The 19,172-nt window shown below is 73.4% G+C and carries 11 protein-coding genes; 4 read left to right on the forward strand and 7 right to left on the reverse strand.

Annotation, left to right across the window (positions count from 1 at the left end; all coding sequences use genetic code 11):
• Nucleotides 1–96: 96 nt before the first annotated feature.
• Nucleotides 97–1,560 carry a coiled-coil domain-containing protein gene (locus FHL80_RS25365; protein ID WP_216870560.1) on the reverse strand — a complete coding sequence of 488 codons (1,464 nt, stop codon included), beginning with the start codon at nt 1,558–1,560 and terminating at the stop codon, nt 97–99.
• Between the two features lie 131 nt (nt 1,561–1,691).
• Nucleotides 1,692–2,150 (reverse strand): methylmalonyl-CoA epimerase, encoded by a 459-nt coding sequence (mce, locus tag FHL80_RS09450; RefSeq protein ID WP_138733173.1) that lies wholly within the window; start codon nt 2,148–2,150, stop codon nt 1,692–1,694.
• Nucleotides 2,151–2,334: 184 nt separating this feature from the next.
• Between mce and FHL80_RS09455 the strand changes: the two genes are divergently transcribed.
• The 3 genes from FHL80_RS09455 to FHL80_RS09465 all read left to right on the forward strand — a co-directional run bounded on the left by FHL80_RS09455 (nt 2,335) and on the right by FHL80_RS09465 (nt 6,141).
• A complete protein-coding gene (locus FHL80_RS09455; RefSeq protein ID WP_138733174.1) occupies nt 2,335–3,555 on the forward strand; it encodes an acetyl-CoA C-acetyltransferase in 1,221 nt (406 codons plus the stop codon).
• 61 nt (nt 3,556–3,616) lie between these two features.
• Nucleotides 3,617–5,089 carry a phytoene desaturase family protein gene (locus FHL80_RS09460; RefSeq protein WP_138733175.1) on the forward strand — a complete coding sequence of 491 codons (1,473 nt, stop codon included), beginning with the start codon at nt 3,617–3,619 and terminating at the stop codon, nt 5,087–5,089.
• An 80-nt stretch (nt 5,090–5,169) separates the two neighbouring features.
• The gene (locus FHL80_RS09465) at nt 5,170–6,141 is read left to right on the forward strand and encodes a tetratricopeptide repeat protein (protein ID WP_138733176.1); all 972 of its coding nucleotides are present in this window, start codon (nt 5,170–5,172) and stop codon (nt 6,139–6,141) included.
• 118 nt (nt 6,142–6,259) lie between these two features.
• On the opposite strand, the gene FHL80_RS09470 is transcribed toward FHL80_RS09465, so the two are convergent.
• From FHL80_RS09470 to FHL80_RS09490, 5 genes are all read right to left on the reverse strand, one after another.
• On the reverse strand, nt 6,260–7,693 hold the full coding sequence (locus FHL80_RS09470) for a neutral zinc metallopeptidase (protein WP_138733177.1): 1,434 nt from the start codon (nt 7,691–7,693) through the stop codon (nt 6,260–6,262).
• 161 nt (nt 7,694–7,854) lie between these two features.
• The gene (gene glgB / locus FHL80_RS09475) at nt 7,855–10,971 is read right to left on the reverse strand and encodes a 1,4-alpha-glucan branching protein GlgB (RefSeq protein ID WP_138733178.1); all 3,117 of its coding nucleotides are present in this window, start codon (nt 10,969–10,971) and stop codon (nt 7,855–7,857) included.
• A gap of 91 nt (nt 10,972–11,062) precedes the next feature.
• On the reverse strand, nt 11,063–12,436 hold the full coding sequence (locus FHL80_RS09480; RefSeq protein WP_138733179.1) for a maltokinase N-terminal cap-like domain-containing protein: 1,374 nt from the start codon (nt 12,434–12,436) through the stop codon (nt 11,063–11,065).
• The gene (treS, locus tag FHL80_RS09485) at nt 12,436–14,298 is read right to left on the reverse strand and encodes a maltose alpha-D-glucosyltransferase (protein WP_138733180.1); all 1,863 of its coding nucleotides are present in this window, start codon (nt 14,296–14,298) and stop codon (nt 12,436–12,438) included. The genes FHL80_RS09480 and treS overlap by 1 nt, the downstream gene beginning before the upstream one ends.
• Nucleotides 14,299–14,411: 113 nt before the next feature.
• Nucleotides 14,412–16,418 carry an alpha-1,4-glucan--maltose-1-phosphate maltosyltransferase gene (locus FHL80_RS09490; protein WP_138733181.1) on the reverse strand — a complete coding sequence of 669 codons (2,007 nt, stop codon included), beginning with the start codon at nt 16,416–16,418 and terminating at the stop codon, nt 14,412–14,414.
• A 135-nt stretch (nt 16,419–16,553) separates the two neighbouring features.
• On the opposite strand from FHL80_RS09490, the gene glgP reads away from it, so the two are divergent.
• Nucleotides 16,554–19,103, forward strand: coding sequence for an alpha-glucan family phosphorylase (gene glgP / locus FHL80_RS09495; RefSeq protein ID WP_138733182.1), 2,550 nt, complete (start codon nt 16,554–16,556; stop codon nt 19,101–19,103).
• Nucleotides 19,104–19,172 lie beyond the last annotated feature (69 nt).

Here is a 19,172-nt window from a genome sequence, read left to right on the forward strand (position 1 = left end):
ACCGACCCTGGCACGCTCGTCCGGCCACGGCCACCGGGGACGACGACGTCCCTGCCCGGGAGCCGGGAGGGCCGTCGGCGGGAGACCAGGAGCGGGTCAGTCCTGGTTCGGGGGCACCTGCCCGCCCTGACCGGCCGGGACCGGCGGGGTGGTGGGCGGCTGGGCCCGGGTCGCCGGCGCGCGGGTCGGCAGCGGCGGGGCCTGCCGCGGCCCCGGCTGGGGACGCTGCTGGGCCGGACCGGCCTGGACCGCCGCGTGCTGGGCCGTCGTGGGGTGCGCCGGGGTCGGCGTCCGCACCTGGCGCGGCGGCTGCACGGCGCCCTGCTCACCGGTCGGCGCAACCGCCTCGGCGGCCGGGCGGGAGGCGTTCTGCGCGGCCTGCTGGGGCGCCGGCTGAGCCGCGTTGCCGTTCCCCGGGAGCCGGACCGCCTGGGTCTGGGTGACCGAGGGCTGGGTGGCCGCCGGGTCCGCGGTCCGTGCCGGTGCCTGCGGAGCTGCCTGCACCTGGGCCGGGTCGACCGCGGTGCTCCCGCCGGCAGGCGCCTCCTCGCGCTGTGCCGCTGCGGGCTCGGCGGACGGGGCCTGCTGCGCGACCTGGGTCCGCGGTGCCTCGGTCGGACGCGCCTCGGTCCGGGGTGCCTCGGTCCGGGGTGCCTCGGCCTGCGCTGCCGGCTCCGGGGCGGGCGACGGGTCCGGGCGCTGCTGCCGGGCGCCCTCCTGGGGGCGCTGATCGGAGAGGTCGGGCAGCTGGCCGAGCAGGCTGCGCACCTCGGTGAGCCGACGGGTCAGGTCGTCGCGCACCGCGCGGATCGCCGCGGCCGACGCCTCGGCCTCGCCGACGGTCCGGCGGGCCTGCTCGTCGGCTGCCGCGACGCGCTGCTGGGCGGCCTGCACCGAGGCGCGCTCCCGCTCCTCCTCGGAGCGGGCGGCCTCCGTCCGCCGGGCCCGCTGGGCGATCTCGAAGTCCTCCTCGACCTTGGCCCGGCGCGCCTGCGAGTCGGCGTCCAGCCGGGCCACCCGCTCCTGGGCCTTGGTCACCAGGTCGTCGGCGCGCGCCTGCGCCACCGCGGAGATCTGTTCGGCGTGCTGCCGGGCCTCGGCGACCAGCCGCTCGGCCTCGGCCTGGCTGGCGGCCGACCGCTCACCCAGCGCGCGCTCCTCGCCGGCGATGCGCTCCCGGATCGCCTCCACCTCGGCGGCCACCTGCGCCTGCATCGCGGCCGCCTGCTCCTGGGCCGACCGGCGGATCTCCGCCGCCTCGTCCTCGGCGAGCTGGAGCATGTTGGAGATGCGCTCGCCCATGTTCTCGAACGTGGGCGCGCTCGCGCTGGCCGCCCGGCGGCGCAGCGACTCCACCTCACCGTGCAGGGCCTGCAGCTGGCGGGCGAGATCGGCCGACCGGGAGACGGCGGCGTCCCGGTCGGCCAGCGCCACCCGCAGGTCGGCGTCCAGACCGGCCAGGGTCTCGGCGACCTGTTCCCGGTCGTACCCCTTGCGCACCACGTCGAAGGTCGGGCCGCCGTCGCGGTAGGCGAGCAGATCGTCGCGGGGGTCGGTCATGGCCCTCATCCTCGCAGAGAACCCGGGCAGAGGTCAGCGTGACCAGGACCGCTCCCAGCGGACTCCCAGGCACCGTCCGCGACGCCGGCCGCGGGCCGCTGTGCCCCGGCCGCCGGCACGGGCGCTGCAGCTCAGTGCACGGCAGGTTCGACGAGCTCGACGAGCACCCCGCCGGCGTCCTTGGGGTGGACGAAGTTCACCCGGCTGCCGGCCGTGCCGCGGCGGGGCTCGTCGTAGAGCAGGCGCAGCCCGCGCTCGCGGAGCGTGGCGCTGACCGCCTCGACGTCGGTGACCCGGAACGCGAGCTGCTGCAGCCCCGGGCCGGAGCGGCCGATGAACTTCGCGATGGTCGAGTCCGGCGTCAGCGGGGCGAGCAGCTGGATGCGGGTCGTGCCGTTCCCCACCGCCAGCATGGCCTCCCGGACGCCCTGGTCGGTGTTGGTCTCCTCGTGCACCGAGGAGACGCCGAAGGTCCTGGCGTAGAAGGCGAGGGCCTCGTCCAGGTCGGGCACGGCGATGCCGACGTGGTCGATCGTGCTGAACAGCTCGGCGGGCAGACCGGTGTGCGCGTCGGGCACGGAGTTCGTCATGCCGGGCATCCTGCCGCCGACGGCGGCCGCCGGTCCCGGCCGGTCGGGTGAGCTGGCTCACGCTGCGGCGTCACCGACCCCGTCGCGATCTATCCTGGACGGTGCCCGTTGCGCCGTCCCGGCCTGCGCGGTGTCCTGTCGAGACGGTCGCCAGAGTCGGCGGCCGGAGCCCCGTGGAGCCCCGATGAGCCAGCCCGCACAGACCCGTTCCGTCATCGTCGGCGGTGCTCGCACCCCGATGGGCCGCCTGCTCGGCTCGCTGAAGGACTTCTCCGCCGCCGACCTCGGCGGCGTGGCGATCAAGGCCGCGCTCGAGCGTGCCGGGATCACCGGCGAGCAGGTCGACTACGTGATCATGGGGCAGGTCATCCAGGCCGGCGCGGGGCAGAACCCGGCCCGCCCGGCGGCCGTCGCCGGTGGCATCCCGATGTCGGTGCCCTCCCTCACGCTCAACAAGGTCTGCCTGTCCGGGCTCGACGCGATCGCCCTGGCCGACCAGCTCATCCGGGCCGGGGAGTTCGAGGTCGTGGTCGCCGGCGGGATGGAGTCGATGACCCAGGCGCCGCACCTGCTGCAGGCCTCGCGCACCGGCACCAAGTTCGGCGACGCCACGCTGGTCGACTCGATGGCCCACGACGGCCTCACCGACACCTTCGACCAGGTCGCGATGGGCAAGCTGACCGATGACTCCAACAGCCGGTACGGGCTGACCCGCGAGGAGCAGGACGCCTTCGCCGCGGAGAGCCACCAGAAGGCGGCACGCGCGGCCAAGGACGGCGTCTTCGACGCCGAGATCACCCCGGTGCTCATCCCGCAGCGCAAGGGCGACCCGATCGAGTTCCGCGAGGACGAGGGCATCCGCCCCGACACCACGGTCGAGAGCCTGGCCCGGCTCAAGCCCGCGTTCGCCGAGGACGGCACCATCACCGCGGCGTCGGCGTCGCAGATCTCCGACGGCGCCTGCGCGGTCGTCGTCATGTCCGCGGCCAAGGCCGAGGAGCTCGGGCTCACCGTGCTGGCCGAGATCGGTGCCCACGGCGTCGTCGCCGGCCCGGACGCGACCCTGCAGACCCAGCCCTCGCGCGCCGTCCAGAAGGCCTGCGAGCGGGAGGGCATCGACCCGGCAGACCTCGACCTGGTCGAGTTCAACGAGGCCTTCGCCGCCGTCGCCATCGTCTCCACCCGCGAGCTCGGCATCGACCCGGCGAAGGTCAACCCCAACGGCGGCGCCATCGCGCTGGGGCACCCGATCGGCATGAGCGGCGCGCGGATCGTGCTGGACCTCGCCCTCGAGCTCGGCCGCCGCGGCGGCGGCGTCGGCGCGGCGGCCCTCTGCGGCGGCGGCGGCCAGGGCGACGCGCTCATCCTGCACGTCCCCGCCCGGCCCCTCTCCGCCCAGGCGTGACCCCGCCGGCCCCGTCGCCGCTCGGGCGGCGGGGCCGACCGGGCGCAGGCAGGATGGCGACGTGAACGGGACCCCGGACGCCGTCGTCGTCGGAGCTGGACCGAACGGCCTGGCCGCGGCGCTGCGACTGGCCGCGGCCGGCCTGTCCGTGCGGGTGGTCGAGCGGGGTGACCGGCCCGGCGGCGGCATGCGCACCGAGGAGCACATCCGCCCGGGCTACTGGCACGACATCTGCTCCACGGTGCACCCGATGGCGGCCGCCGCGCCGTTCTTCCGGGAGTTCGACCTCGCCTCGCGCGGGGTCCGGCTCGTGCACCCGGAGATCAACTTCGCCCACCCGCTGGACGGCGGCCGGGCCGCGCTCTCGTTCTCCTCGCTGGAGCGCACCGCGGCCGGTCTGGGCGACGACGCCGACGGGTACCGCCGGCTGTTCGGCCCGCTGCTGCGGCACGCGGACGAGATCACCGACTTCTTCCTCACCTCGGCGTTCCGCCGGCTGCCGGTGCGCGGCGCCCCGGCCATCGCCAGCTTCGGGCTGCAGGGGCTGCCGAACATCGGCTACCTGGCCGGCCGCTACTTCGGGACCGAGGCGGGCAAGGCGCTCATCGCCGGCGCCGCGGCGCACGGGATGCTCGACCTGACCCGCCCGCTGACCGCGGCGCTCGGGATGTTCCTGGGCATGATGAGCCACCACCAGGGCTGGCCGTTGATCGAGGGCGGCTCGCAGAAGCTGGCCGACGCGATGGTCACCGCGCTGGAGCAGCAGGGCGGCGAGGTGGTCACCGGGCACGAGGTGACCGACCTCCGCGAGTTCGCCGGGGTCCCGGCGGTGCTGCTGGACACCTCGCCCGGGGCGTTCGTGGCGATGGCCGGCAACCAGCTGCCGGTCGGCTACCAGCGCTGGGTCCGGCGCTACAAGCACGGCCCCGGCGTGTTCAAGATCGACTGGGTGCTCTCCGAGCCGGTGCCGTGGGCCAACGCCGACGTCCGTCGGGCCGGCACCATCCACGTCGCCGGGACCATGGAGGAGACCATCGCCGGCGAGTCGGCACCGGCGCACGGCCGGCTGGCCGACAAGCCCTACGTGCTGGCCGTCCAGCCGACCGTCGTCGACCCCACCCGGGCACCGGAGGGCGGGCACATCTTCTGGGCGTACGTGCACGTGCCGCACGGCTCGACGGTGGACATGACCGAGGCGATCGAGGCGCAGGTCGAGCGCTTCGCCCCGGGCTTCCGCGACGCGATCGTCGGCCGGCGCACGATGCACGCGGGGGAGATGGAGCACTGGAACCCCAGCGACGTCGGCGGTGACATCTCCAACGGCGAGGCCTCCCTGCGGCAGATGCTGGCCCGTCCGGTGCCGCGGTGGAACACCTACTCGACGCCGATCACCGGCACCTACCTGGCGTCGTCGGCCACCCCGCCCGGGCCGGCGGTGCACGGCCACTGCGGTGACAACGCCGCCCGGGTGGCGCTGCGGCAGGTCTTCGGCATCCGCAAGGCGCCGCGGCTGCGCCCGGCGCCGCCCGCCTGACCGCCGGTGCGGGGCCGGTCGCACCGCCGGCGCGACGGGCCCCGGCGGCGACCCGCCCGGCCGGTGGGATGATCGAGGTCATGCAGCCCAACCGTCCCGCTCGTACCGACCCGCGCGCCGCGGCCCAGCAGGCCCAGATGGCGGCCTCGCTGGCCGGGGCGGTCGACCTCGCCGCGGTCAAGGCACGCGGTGAGGCAGCCGCCCGCGCCCAGGCCGCCCCACCGCCGAGTGCCGCTGCGCCGGCCGGTGCGCCGGGCAGCGCCGTCGTCGACGTCACCGAGGCCACCTTCCAGTCCGAGGTCCTCGACCGGTCCTTCCAGGTGCCCGTCGTGCTCGACCTGTGGGCCGAGTGGTGCCAGCCGTGCAAGCAGCTGTCCCCGGTCCTCGAGCGGCTGGCCACCGAGGGCGCCGGCTCCTGGGTGCTGGCGAAGATCGACGTGGACGCCAACCCGGCGCTGGCCCAGGGGCTGCGGGTGCAGGGCATCCCGGCGGTGAAGGCCGTCTGGCAGGGCCAGCTGGTCGCCGAGTTCACCGGTGCCATCCCCGAGGAGCAGGCGCGGCAGTTCGTCACCGAGCTGGTCGCCGCCACCACGGGCGGGGGACTGCCGGGCGCGGTCGAGGGCGGCGAGGACGAGCTGCCCGAGGACCCGCGGCTGGACGAGGCGGAGGCGGCGCTGGACCGCGGTGACCTGGCCGCCGCCGAGGCTGCCTACCGGTCGATCCTGGACGCCGAGCCCGACCACCCGGTCGCCGGCCTGGCGCTGCGCCAGGTGCAGCTGTTCCGGCGCGCCGAGGAGGCCGGCCCCGACGCGCTGTCCGCCGCCGAGGCCGCGCCGGACGACGTCGCCGCCCAGACCCGGGCCGCGGACTTCCTGCTGGGCACCGGCGACGTCGACGCGGCGTTCGCACTCATGCTCGACGTCGTCCGCCGGACCGCCGGGGAGGACCGCGACGCCGCGCGCAAGCACCTGGTGGAGCTGTTCGGCATCGTCGGCGACGAGGACCCCCGCGTCGGCCCCGCCCGCCGCGCCCTCATGACCGCCCTGTTCTGACGCCGCCGCCAGTGATCAGGTGACCTGATCAGAGGCCGTCCTCCCTCACCAGCGTTGGTGCGGGACGACGCCCTTCGATCAGGTCACCTGATCCACGGTGGAGGGCCGGGGCAGTTCGTCAGGCGCTGATGTCGCAGGCGGGGAGGCCCTGGAAGACGCCGCTGCGGAAGACGTCGACCAGCTGGAAGCCGGTCAGGCCGCTGTCGGCCAGCACCTCCGGGTCGTCGCTGTACTCGAGCAGGAACGACACGCTCTCGTCGGCGTCACCGGGGGAGATCTGCAGCACCGTGCTCTGGCCGTTGAGCACCCCGGCGGTGAACGCACCGGCCAGGCACACCGCTGACCGGACGGCGTCCTGACCGTCGGTGGACAGGCCCAGCTGGTCGCGCACGGCGAGCCCGTACGGGATCGCGATGGCGGTCAGCACCGCGTAGTCCCCGCCCTGCTCGTCGGCGTACAGCGGCTCGGTCAGGTCGGTCTCGTCGTAGCCCACCGTGTCGGTGGCGGCGCAGTAGACCAGGTCGGTGTCCGGCTGCTCGCCGTCGCACTCGGGGGCCTGCCCGTCGAAGCCGGCGAGGGTGGGGGCGGTGAAGGTCTTGCCCTGCTGGTCCACCGCGGTGGTGAAGAACTCGGCCAGGCCCTCGGTGGCGAACTGGCCCACGGTCTGGTCGTAGGGGGCGTCGCCGCCGGTGGCGAGGTCCTGGTCGCTGAACTCGCCCTGGGTGTAGGGGCGGTCCTGGCCGAAGGCGTCCCGGCACGCGGGAGGGCCGTCGTCGAACCCCTGCTGGAACGCCGACACCCGGTCGAAGTAGGAGCCGTGCGCCTCGCCGGAGTTCCGGCCGGTGCCCACCGGGTCCCGCAGCAGCAGGTAGCCGCGCAGCACGTCGTCGAGCTCGCCCGGGCGGATGGTGTTGTGCGGGGCGTCGCCGTCGGCGACCCACTTGGTCCAGGCCCCGGCGAAGCAGTCGGCCTGGGTCTCGATCGCGATCGACGCCTGGATCGGGTAGCCGACCCTGCCCTGCACCGCGTGGCCGAACTCGTGCGCCATCACCAGCGCCGGGATGAACCGGCCGTAGCCCCCGCTGCCGCCGCTGCCGAAGGCGAGCTCGCCGAGGAACGCACGGTCGTACTGGATCGCGTCGCCGTTGGGGTAGGTGTTGCTGGCGTCGCAGTAGAAGGCGTTGTCCTGCACCGCCTCCGGCGGCTCGCCGCAGCCGATCTGCCCGTTGGGGTACTGCGCCGGGTCGACGTCGGCCGGGTCGACCGAGAAGTAGCCGCCGGCGAGCGGGGTGAACTCCTGGTCGAAGGTGCCCGGGAACTGCTCGGCCCAGTAGGTGTTCAGGTCCAGCAGGGCGTTGCGGGCGATCTGGTCGATGTCGTCGTCGGTCGCGCCGATGATCTGGAACTGCTGGGGGTCGACGTCGTCGCGGACCCCGGAGGCGGGGGTCGCGTGGCCGTCGACGAGGGTGACGGCGCAGCTGGTCAGCACGGTCGAGCCCAGCAGGGCGCCCACGACGGCACGGAGGAGCACCCGGCGGGGCGAGGAGGACATGGGCTCCCGATCGGTCAGGCCGCCGGACCGGCAGCTGCGTCCCCATCCTGCCGGACCCGGTCGGGACCGGCGACGCGTCGGTCGTGCGGGGTGGGGCGAGCGACGACGGCGGGGCGGGGGACCTGCCCCCGCCCCGCCGTCGTCGTGACCCGGGTGCTGCCTCAGCCCTCCTGGGCCGGCTGGAGCCCGGAGCCCGGGCCCTCCGCCTGGCCGGAGGCCTCGACCGCGGCGCTGTGCTGCGCGTCGGCCGGGACCCCGTCGTCGGGGGCCTCCGGCTCTGGCCCCTCGTGCACGAACCACACGGTCGCCAGCGGCGGCGCGGTCAGCGCCGCCGAGTACGGCTGCCCGTGCCAGCTCTCGGCGACGGCGTCGACCCCGCCGAGGTTGCCGACCCCGGAGCCGCCGTAGCCCTCGAAGTCGGTGTTGATCAGCTCACGCCACCGGCCGCCGCGGGGCAGCCCGATCCGGAAGTCGTGGTGCGGCGTCCCGGAGAAGTTGGCCACGCAGGCCAGCACCTGGCCGTCCGTGCCGTAGCGCAGGAAGGTCAGCGTGTTGCCGCCGGCGTCGTTGGCGTCGATCCACTGGAAGCCCGCGGCGTCGACGTCCTGCGACCAGAGCGCCTCGGTGTCCCGGTACACGGTGTTCAGGTCGCGGACGAGGTCCAGGACGCCCCGGTGCGCCGGGTCGTCGAGGTGCCACCAGTCCAGCGACCGGCTCTCCGCCCACTCCGACAGCTGACCGAACTCCGAGCCCATGAACAGCAGCTGCTTGCCCGGGTGGGCCCACATGTAGCCCAGGAAGGCCCGCAGGTTCGCCAGCTGCTGCCACCGGTCGCCGGGCATCTTCCGGATGAGCGAGCCCTTGCCGTAGACGACCTCGTCGTGGCTGATCGGCAGGACGTAGTTCTCCGAGAAGGCGTAGACCAGGGAGAACGTGAGCTGGCTGTGGTGGAAGCTGCGGTACACCGGCTGCTTGGACATGTAGCCCAGCGAGTCGTGCATCCAGCCCATGTTCCACTTGAAGCCGAAGCCCAGGCCGCCCAGGTAGGTGGGCCGGGTGACGCCCGGCCACGCGGTCGACTCCTCGGCGATGGTCACCACGCCCGGCACCTCGCGGTACAGCGTCGCGTTCATCTCCTGCAGGAACGACACCGCCTCGAGGTTCTCCCGGCCGCCGTACTGGTTCGGCGTCCACTCGCCCTCGTTGCGCGAGTAGTCCAGGTACAGCATCGAGGCGACGGCGTCGACGCGGATGCCGTCGACGTGGAACTCCTGGGCCCAGAACAGCGCGTTCGCGACCAGGAAGTTGCGCACCTCGTTGCGGCCGAAGTCGAAGACGTAGGTGCCCCAGTCCGGCTGCTCGCCGCGGCGCGGGTCCGGGTGCTCGTACAGCGGGGTGCCGTCGAAGCGGGCCAGCGCCCACTCGTCCTTGGGGAAGTGCGCGGGCACCCAGTCGACGATGACGCCGATGCCGGCCTGGTGGGCGGCGTCGATCAGGTAGCGCAGGTCGTCGGGAGAGCCGAAGCGGGAGGTCGGGGCGTAGTAGGAGGTGACCTGGTAGCCCCACGAGCCGCCGAAGGGGTGCTCGGCCAGCGGCATGAACTCCAGGTGGGTGAACCCGGCGTCCTTGACGTAGGCGACGAGCTCGTCGGCCATGTCCCGGTAGGACAGCCCCTGGCGCCACGAGCCGGCGTGCACCTCGTAGACGCTGACCGGCCGCTGGTGCCAGCTGCCCTCGGCGCGGGTGGCCAGCCACTCGTCGTCGTGCCACTCGTGGGTCGAGGTGGTGACCACCGAGGCGTTGGCCGGCGGGACCTCGGTGGCGAACGCCAGCGGGTCGCTCTTCACCTGCCACCGACCGTCGGCACCCAGGACGTGGTACCGGTACCGGCTGCCCACCTGGACGCCGGGGACGAAGACCTCCCACACGCCGGAGGCGCCCAGCGACCGCAGCGGGTAGGCGCGCGCCTCCCAGTAGTCGAAGTCGCCGGTCACCTTCACGCCTCGGGCGCTGGGCGCCCAGACGGCGAAGGAGACGCCCTCGACGCGCCCACCGGGGGTGTCGTAGCCGCGCACGTGCGCGCCCAGCACCGTCCACAGCTTCTCGTGCCGGCCCTCCCGGATGAGGTGCTGGTCGACCTCGCCCAGGGTGGGCAGCCAGCGGTACGGGTCGTCGACGAGGAAGGTGTCGGTCCCACCGTCGGCGTTGGGGTAGCCGACCTCGATCCGGTAGTCGCCGGGCTGCTGCGGCAGCCGGGCCTCGAAGACGCCGCCGCGGAAGACCGGGCTCGCCTCGTGGCGGGTGCCGTCCTGGTCGACGACGGTGACGGCGACCGCGTCGGGCCGCAGCGTGCGGACCGCCCAGCCCTCGGCCAGCCGGTGCGCCCCGAGGACGCCGTGCGGGTCGAAGGACCAGCCGTCGACGACGGCGGCGAACTGCTCGTCGCTGACCTCGTTGCCGGACGGGACCGCATCGGCCGGCACCGAGGTGCTCACCGGCGCCTCGCCCTCGGGCAGCGCGGCCACCAGCCCGGCGGCGGCCGGCTCAGGGGCCTGCCCGGGCGCCGGGGGCAGGTCGGGGACCTCGCTGGTCGCCAGGTCGGCGGTGGTGACCTCGGCGCCGGTCACCTCACCGGGGACGGCGCCGGGACCCTGTGCGGTGTCCGGTGAGGTGCCCGCACCGGCGTCCTCGGCGGGACGGTCCACGGGCACCGTGTCGGGGGACAGCTCGGCGCCGGGCCCGGACGCGGTCCGGGCCGGCGAGGTGCCGCCGGTGCCCGCCTGCCGGCCGTCGGCCGGTGCCTGCGGGGTGCTCGGCTCGGCCGGGTCCGGGCTCGGCGGCTCCGGCTGCGGTGCCGAGGGGGCCGCCGGGTCGCCCGGCTGGGCGATCGGGGCCGGCGCGACGACCGGGGTCGCGGTGACCTTCTTGGCCGCGGCCTTGCGGGTGCGCTTGGCCGGTGCCGGCGCTGCGTCGTCGGCGGCCGGTGCCGCCTTCTTCGCGGCGGCCTTGCGGGTCCGCTTGGCCGGGGCGACGTCGTCGGTGGGGCCCGCATCCTCAGCGGCCGGGACGGCGGCGGCCTTGCGGGTGCGCTTGGCCGGTGCCGCCGGTGCGTCGGCGGCTGCCGTCTTCCTGGCGGCCTTGCGGGCCACCTTCTTCGCCGGCTCGGCCGCGGCCTGCACGGCTGCGGTCTTCTCCTCGACCCGGCGGGTCAGCTCGGCCCGGTCGGCCGGCTCCTCGGGGGTGTCGGTACCCGGTGGCTGCGTGTCGTCGATCGTCATGGGTTCCCTCCAGGTGCGTCGGTCTTGTCCGGCCTCTCTGCAGGGGCCCTCGCCGAGCGGAGCGAGGCGTGGGAGGCAGAGAGGTCCTTCTTCAGTCGCCGGAGGTCAACCGGGACAGCGAGCTGAGCGGGATCATGAGCCAGTGCGGCCGGTTGCGCGCCTCGTACACACACTCGTACACCGCCTTGTCGGCCTCGAACGCGCGCAGCAGCGCGGATTCGCTCGACAGTGTGAGGTCCGGGGCGGCGGCGGAGTAGCCCGCACAGAACGCGGTGCGGTTCCGCTCGGCCCACTCCTGCGCGCGGTAGGCGCGCTGCGGGTCACCCGGCTGCTCGACGAGCATGTGCCGGGCGGCGTAGTCGAAGGACCGCAGCATCCCGGCGACGTCGCGCAGCGGGGTGTCGTTCTCCCGGCGGGCCGCCAGCGGTCGGGCCGGCTCGCCCTCGAAGTCCAGCACGATCCAGCCGGTCGTCGTCCGCAGCACCTGGCCCAGGTGCAGGTCGCCGTGCACCCGCTGGCGGAGCACCGGCTCGTCGGTCCCGGCGACCGCGGCGTACAGCGTCCGCAGCGCGTCGGCGTGCTCGGCGAGGTCGGGGACGACGGCGAGCGCCGCATCCAGCCGCTCGGTCATCTGGGCGGCGACCGCGGCGTACCAGTCCCGGTCGGCCGGCTCGGTGGGCAGCACCCGGGCGAGGTCGGCGTGGACCGAGGCGGTGGCCTCGCCCAGTCGCTCGCTCTCCCCGGCGAAGTCGCCGCCCACCTCGTCGGCGTGCAGGTCGCCCTCGGCGTAGAGGTCGCGGACGCTGGAGGTGGCCAGCCGCCAGCCGTCGCTGGCGTTGGGCACGAAGGCCTGCAGCATCGCGACGGTGGCCGGCTGCTGGGCGGGGTCGGGGTCGTCGATCTCGATGTGCCCGAGCAGCGGGGCGATGTGCTTGTTCTCGGTGCGGCGCAGGGCGTCGAGGATCTCCACGTCGGGGTTGAGCCCCGGCTCGAGCCGGCGGAACAGCTTCAGGATCGCCGTCTCGCCGTAGACCAGCGAGGTGTTGCTCTGCTCGGTCGAGATCACGTCGCCGGGCAGGCCCTCGGGGATGTAGGCGACCCCGGCGGGGTGGAAGTGCATCGGGCCGACGGTCGAGGCGGCCACCAGGTGGGTGAGCCACGGGACGGTCGCGTCGCGGTCGCGCATCGCGTCGTAGGCGTAGTTCTCACCGTGCGACCCCGGTACCGCGCCGACGAACGCCGCGGCGAGGTCCTCGGCCGGGGCGCTGCGCCAGGACAGCGGCACCAGGTAGGTCTCGGTGTGCCCGTCGGTGTACCCGACCCGGACCCGGTGCACGGACAGCGCGGGGTCGGACTGGTCGAGGAAGAAGCCGTCCTCGCTCACCGACGCCCACTCGCGGCCCTTCCCGCCGAACCACCGCTGCCCGGGCATCCAGTCGGCCAGCATGTCGGTCAACGCACTCATCAGGCTTCTCCGTGGGTGGTCGTGGTGGGGGCCTCAGCGCCGAGGCCGCCGCTGCCGGCGGGGGCGTCGGTGCCGCCCACCACCCCGGCGTCGAGCAGGGACTGCGCGACGCTGCTGCTCACGGCGGTCTCCCAGCTGTCGTCCTCCTCGGCCGCCGGGGCGGCCGGCTTGGAGAGCTCGAACCAGTAGAAGCCGTGGCCGGCGAGGGTGAGCATGTAGGGCAGGACGCCGATCTGCGGGAACTGCACCCGGCCGGTGAGCTCGATGGGCGTGTAGCCCTCGAAGCGGCGCAGGTCCAGCTCCACCGGCTGCGGGAACCGGGAGAGGTTGTTGACGCAGAGCACGACGTCGTCACCGAACTCACGCACGAACGACAGCACCGTGGGGTTCCGCGAGCTGATCTCGGCGAAGCTGCCCACGCCGAAGGTCGGGTGCTGGCTGCGGACCGAGATCATCGTCCGCAGCCAGTGCAGCAGGGACGTGGTGTTGCGCAGCTGGTTCTCCACGTTGGTCACCTGGAACCCGTAGACCGGGTCGGCGATCAGCGGCAGGTGCATGCGCTGCGGGTCGGCGGTGGAGAAGCCGCCGTTGCGGTCCGGCGTCCACTGCATCGGGGTGCGGACCCCGTCCCGGTCACCGAGCCAGATGTTGTCGCCCATGCCGATCTCGTCGCCGTAGTACAGGACCGGCGACCCGGGCAGCGACAGCAGCAGCGCGTTGAACAGCTCCAGGGTGTCGATGTCGTTGTCCAGCAGCGGGGCCAGCCGGCGGCGGATGCCGATGTTGGCCTTCATCCGGGGGTCCTTGGCGTACTCCCCCCACATGTAGTCCCGCTCCTCGTCGGTGACCATCTCCAGCGTCAGCTCGTCGTGGTTGCGCAGGAAGACGCCCCACTGGCAGTTCTCCGGGATGTCCGGCGTCTGCGCCATGATCTCCGAGATCGGGAAGCGCTGCTCCCGCCGGACGGCCATGAACAGCCGCGGCATCACCGGGAAGTGGAACGCCATCTGGCACTCGTCGCCGTCCTCGCCGAAGTACTCGACGACGTCGGCCGGCCACTGGTTCGCCTCGCACAGCAGCACCCGGTCGGGGTACTCGGCGTCGACCACCTTGCGGACCTTCTTGAGGAACTCGTGGGTCCTGGGGAGGTTCTCGCAGTTGGTCCCCTCCTCCTCGAACAGGTAGGGGACGGCGTCGAGCCGGAAGCCGTCGATGCCCAGGTCGAGCCAGAAGCGCAGGGCGTCGATGATCGCCTCCTGCACCTTCGGGTTCTCGAAGTTGAGGTCGGGCTGGTGGCTGAAGAACCGGTGCCAGAAGTACTGCTTGCGCACCGGGTCGAAGGTCCAGTTCGAGCTCTCGGTGTCGACGAAGATGATCCGGGCGTCGGGGTAGCCGGTGTCGTCGTCGGCCCACACGTAGAAGTCACCGTAGTCGCCGTCCGGATCGCTCCGGCTGGCCTGGAACCACGGGTGCTGGTCCGAGGTGTGGTTCATGACGAAGTCGATGATCATCCGCATGCCGCGCGAGTGCGTCTCGCCGATGAGCTCCTTGAAGTCCTCGATGTCGCCGAACTCCGGCAGCACCGCGGTGTAGTCGCTCACGTCGTAGCCGCCGTCGCGCAGCGGGGAGGCGAAGAACGGCGGCAGCCACAGGCAGTCGACGCCGAGCCACTGCAGGTAGTCCAGCTTGCCGATCATGCCGCGCAGGTCACCGATGCCGTCGGCGTTGCTGTCGGCGAAGCCGCGCACCAGCACCTCGTAGAAGACGGCGCGCTTGAACCACTCGGGGTCGCTGCCCGGGGAGGACAGCGTCGACTGCTCGCCCGCGCCGGGGGTGGACTGCGCGGGGACGGGGAGGGTCATGGAGAGGGTTCCTCGTTCATAGGGCTGGGCACGTGCGCTGGGGCTTGGCGTCGTGGCCTGCTTGCAGGGGCCCGCCGCTGGCCTGCGAGCGGTGGGGGCGGGCAGGTCCTCGTTCAGGCGGGCTGGATCGGGGTGTGCCGGCTGCGGTGCACGGTGAACACGTGCGCGGGTTCACGGTAGGGGTCGAGCTCGACGTAGTTGGACTGGCCCCAGTCGTAGTGCGCACCGGTGATCTCGTCGGTGACGGCGAACCGGTCGGACCAGTCCAGCCCGAGGGCGGGCATGTCCAGCGACGTCGTGCCGATCTGCGTGTACGTGCTGTTCAGCGACACGACCACGAGCACCGCGTCGTCGGATGCGGGATCGGTCTTCGAGAAGCAGAGCAGGTTCTCGTTGTCCGTCGGGTGGAACCGCAGGGTGCGCAGCTGCTGCAGCGCGGGGTGCGCGCGACGGATCTCGTTGAGCCGGCGCAGGTAGGGCGCGAGGGTGCGGCGGGAGGCCTCGGCGGCGGCCCAGTCGCGGGGGCGCAGCTGGAACTTCTCGGTGTCCAGGTACTCCTCGCTGCCCGGCCGCAGACCGACGTGCTCGAACAGCTCGTAACCGGAGTAGACGCCCCAGGTCGGGCTCATCATCGAGGCGAGCACCGCGCGGATCTTGAACATCGGCGGGCCGCCGATCTGCAGCGTCTCGTGCAGGATGTCCGGGGTGTTCACGAAGAAGTTGGGCCGCATGTAGTGCGCGTTGGCGGCCAGCTCGCGGCCGTACTCCTCGAGCTCCCAGCGCTCGGTGCGCCAGGTGAAGTAGGTGTAGCTCTGGGTGAACCCGATCCGGGCCAGCTGGTGCATCATCGCCGGCCGGGTGAAGGCCTCGGCGAGGAAGAGCACATCCGGGTCGGTCTGCTTGACCTCCCAGATCAGCCAGTGCCAGAAGTCCAGCGGCTTGGTGTGCGGGTTGTCGACCCGGAAGACCCGGACACCGGCGTCCATCCAGTGCCGCACGACCCGCAGCACCTCGGCGTAGAGGCCCTCGGGGTCGTTGTCGAAGTTGATCGGGTAGATGTCCTGGTACTTCTTCGGCGGGTTCTCCGCGTAGGCGATCGTGCCGTCGGGCTTGGTGGTGAACCACTCCGGGTGCTCGCGGACCCACGGGTGGTCCGGCGTCGCCTGCAGGGCGAGGTCGAGCGCGACCTCCATGCCGAGCTCGCGGGTGCGGGCGACGAAGGCCTTGAAGTCCTCCAGGGTGCCCAGCTGCGGGTGGACGGCGTCGTGCCCGCCCTCCTCGCTGCCGATCGCCCACGGCGACCCGACGTCGTCGGCGTGCGCGACCAGGGTGTTGTTCTTGCCCTTGCGGTTGGTGTGCCCGATCGGGTGGATCGGCGGCAGGTACACGATGTCGAAGGCCATGTCGGCGATCGCGGGCAGCCGCTCGGCGGCCTGCGCGAAGGTCCCGTGGGTGGGCCTGCCCTCGACGACCGGCCCCTCGGAGCGCGGGAAGAACTCGTACCAGGAGCCGTAGAGCGCGCGGGGACGGTCCACCCACAGCTCGACGACCTGCGAGCCGGTGACCAGCCGGCGGACCGGGTGGTCGGAGAGGACGCGCTGGAGCGAGGGGGACAGCGCCGGGGTGATCCGGGCGGTGAGCTCGAGCGAGTCGTCGCGCAGCGCGGTGGCCGCGGCGGTGAGCGCCTCGCGGTGCTCCGCGGGGGCGGTCGCGGCGACCTCGTCGAGCAGCCGGGCGCCGGACTCCAGGTCGTTGGCCAGCTCCTCGGGGCCCTGGCCGGCCTCGACCTTGACCTCGATGTCGTGGTGCCAGGTGCCCAGCGGGTCGTCCCAGGCCTCGACCTGGTAGGTCCACAGCCCCTCGCTGTCGGGGACGACGGTCGCCGTCCAGCGATCGGGCTCGGGTCCGAACCTGACCATCCGCACCAGCCGCCGCCCGGCGGGGTCGCCACCGGGCGGGGTGAGCACGACGTCGGCGGCCACGGCGTCGTGGCCCTCCCGGAACACGGTGGCGGTGATCGGCAGGTGCTCGCCGACCACGGCACGGGTCGAGAAGGACCCGCAGGACACGACGGGGGCGACATCGGAGATGCCGAGGCGGAGGTCAGGGCGGCCAGTCATCGCGGCAACGCTATCCAGAAGGCCCCCAGCTCACACGTCGGCGGCGGTCCTGGTCGGCCGGGGGACCAGGACGGCCGCTGCGACCGCTGCCCGGAGGACCCTGTGCGTGAGCGCGGTCACGATTATGGTCAGCCGATGCGAGCTCTCCGACGACTCACCGTCCGCGCCTCCCTGCCCGAGGCGCTGAGGCCGCTGTCGCAGCTGGTCATCAACCTGCGCTGGTCCTGGCACTGGGCGACCCGCGACCTCTTCGAGGCGCTCGACCCCGAGCTGTGGGCCAGCTGCGGAGGCGACCCGGTGAAGGTGCTCGGGGAGGTCTCCGCCGAGCGGCTGGCCACGCTGGCCGAGGACCAGGAGTTCCTGCGGCGCATGCACGCCGTCGCCGAGGACCTGCGCACCTACCTGGACGCCCCGCACTGGTACCAGTCGCTGGGTGCGGAGGCGCCGGCCTCGATCGCCTACTTCTCCGCGGAGTTCGGCATCACCGAGGTGCTCCCGCAGTACTCCGGCGGCCTGGGCATCCTGGCCGGCGACCACCTCAAGGCCGCCTCCGACCTCGGCGTCCCGCTGATCGGTGTCGGGCTGCTCTACCGGTCCGGCTACTTCTCGCAGAGCCTCTCGCCCGACGGGTGGCAGCTCGAGCACTACCCGGCGCTGGACCCGCACGGCCTGCCCCTGAAGCTGCTCCGGGAGCCCGACCGCACCGCGGTGGTCATCTCGGTGCCGCTGCCGGAGGGGCGCACGCTGTACGCCCACGTGTACCGGGCCCAGGTCGGCCGGGTGTCGCTGCTGCTGCTCGACAGCGACATCGAGGAGAACGCCCCGGCCGAGCGCGGGGTCACCGACCGGCTGTACGGCGGGGGAGAGGACCACCGGCTGCGGCAGGAGATGCTGCTGGGCATCGGTGGCGTCCGCGCCGTCCGGGCGTTCTGCTCGCTGACCGGGACCCCGCAGCCCGAGGTGTTCCACGCCAACGAGGGCCACGCCGGCTTCCAGGGCGTCGAGCGGATCCGCGAGCTGACCGAGTCCCACGGGCTGTCCTTCGGTGAGGCGCTGCAGGCGGTGCGCGGCGGCACGGTGTTCACCACACACACCCCGGTGCCCGCCGGGATCGACCGGTTCCCCCGGGCGCTGATCGAGCGGTACTTCGCCGGCTTCGGGGTGCCGGTGGAGCAACTGCTCCCGCTGGGCGCCGAGGAGGACCCGAGCAAGTTCAACATGGCGCACATGGGCCTGCGGCTGGGCCAGCGCGCCAACGGGGTGAGCCAGCTGCACGGCCACGTCAGCCGGGACATGTTCGGCGCGCTGTGGCCGGGCTTCGACGCCGACGACGTGCCGATCAGCGCCATCACCAACGGCGTGCACGCCCCGACCTGGACCGCCCGCGAGCTGCTCGAGCTGGGCACCCAGACCACCAGCCAGGGCGACCCGGCGGCGGTCCAGGGCGAGGTGCACTTCGACGGCGTCGACCGGATCGACGCCGGCGAGCTGTGGAGCACCCGGCGGCTGCTGCGCGGGCGGCTGGTCGAGGAGGTCCGCCGCCGGGTCCGCGCCACCGCGCTGTCCCGCGGGGCGGCCGAGGCCGAGCTCGGCTGGACCGAGACCGCCTTCGACCCCGACGTGCTGACGATCGGCTTCGCCCGGCGGGTCCCCTCCTACAAGCGGTTGACGCTGATGCTCAAGGACCCGGCGCGGCTCAAGGCGCTGCTGCTGGACGACCAGCGGCCTATCCAGCTCGTCATCGCCGGCAAGAGCCACCCCGCCGACGACGGCGGCAAGCAGCTCATCCAGCAGATGGTGAAGTTCGCCGACGACCCGGAGATCCGGCACCGGATCGCGTTCCTGCCCAACTACGACATCGGCATGGCGCGCTACCTGTACTGGGGCTGCGACGTCTGGCTGAACAACCCGCTGCGGCCGCTGGAGGCCTGCGGCACCTCGGGCATGAAGTCCGCCCTCAACGGCGGGCTGAACCTCTCCATCCGGGACGGCTGGTGGGACGAGTGGTTCGACGGCCAGAACGGCTGGGCCATCCCGACCGCCGACGGCGTGTCCGACCACGACCGGCGGGACGAGGTGGAGGCGCAGGCCATCTACGAGCTGCTCGACCGGCAGGTGCTCCCGCGCTTCTACGAGGTCGACAGCGACGGCGTCCCGACCCGGTGGGTGGAGATGATCCGGGACACCCTGCGCGAGACCGGGCCGAAGGTGCAGGCCACCCGGATGGTGCGGGACTACGTGGAGCAGCTGTACGTGCCGGCCGCCGGTGCGGCGCGGGCCATGGCGGACGGCGGCTACGAGGCTGCGCGCAGCGAGGCGAGCTGGCGGTCGCACGTGCTGGAGAACTGGCACGGCGTGCGGGTGGCGCACGTGGAGGCGACCGGTGTGGGGGAGACCCCGGAGATCGGCGGTGGGATCGACCTGCGCGCCGAGGTGGAGCTGCCGGGGCTGACGCCGCACGACGTCCTCGTCGAGGCCGCGTTCGGGCGGGTCGACGACGCCGACGGGCTGCACCAGGTGACCACCGTCCCGATGGGGCACGAGATCACCGAGGGGTCCCGGCACTGGTTCACCGCGACCGTGCCGCTGACCCGGACGGGCGCCTTCGGCTACACCGTGCGGGTGCTGCCGCACTCCCAGCACGCGGCGGTACCGGCAGAGCTCGGTGTCGTGGTCAACGCGTGATGGAGGGCCCCGCTGCCTCCACGCCTCGCGAGCTCGGCGCGGGCCCCTGCAGCGGGGCCGGGCGGGAGG

Origin of the sequence: Modestobacter excelsi, assembly GCF_005930495.1 — a bacterium.
Taxonomy (GTDB): domain Bacteria; phylum Actinomycetota; class Actinomycetes; order Mycobacteriales; family Geodermatophilaceae; genus Modestobacter; species Modestobacter excelsi.

Excerpts from the sequence above, each read along its gene's own strand:
- glgP (WP_138733182.1), top strand. The coding sequence starts at position 16,554 with ATGCGAGCTCTCCGACGACTCACCGTCCGCGCCTCCCTGCCCGAGGCG.
- mce (WP_138733173.1), bottom strand. The coding sequence starts at position 2,150 with ATGACGAACTCCGTGCCCGACGCGCACACCGGTCTGCCCGCCGAGCTG.
- FHL80_RS09480 (WP_138733179.1), bottom strand. The coding sequence starts at position 12,436 with ATGAGTGCGTTGACCGACATGCTGGCCGACTGGATGCCCGGGCAGCGG.
- FHL80_RS09465 (WP_138733176.1), top strand. The coding sequence starts at position 5,170 with ATGCAGCCCAACCGTCCCGCTCGTACCGACCCGCGCGCCGCGGCCCAG.
- FHL80_RS09470 (WP_138733177.1), bottom strand. The coding sequence starts at position 7,693 with ATGTCCTCCTCGCCCCGCCGGGTGCTCCTCCGTGCCGTCGTGGGCGCC.
- FHL80_RS09455 (WP_138733174.1), top strand. The coding sequence starts at position 2,335 with ATGAGCCAGCCCGCACAGACCCGTTCCGTCATCGTCGGCGGTGCTCGC.
- glgB (WP_138733178.1), bottom strand. The coding sequence starts at position 10,971 with ATGACGATCGACGACACGCAGCCACCGGGTACCGACACCCCCGAGGAG.
- treS (WP_138733180.1), bottom strand. The coding sequence starts at position 14,298 with ATGACCCTCCCCGTCCCCGCGCAGTCCACCCCCGGCGCGGGCGAGCAG.
- FHL80_RS09490 (WP_138733181.1), bottom strand. The coding sequence starts at position 16,418 with ATGACTGGCCGCCCTGACCTCCGCCTCGGCATCTCCGATGTCGCCCCC.
- FHL80_RS25365 (WP_216870560.1), bottom strand. The coding sequence starts at position 1,560 with ATGACCGACCCCCGCGACGATCTGCTCGCCTACCGCGACGGCGGCCCG.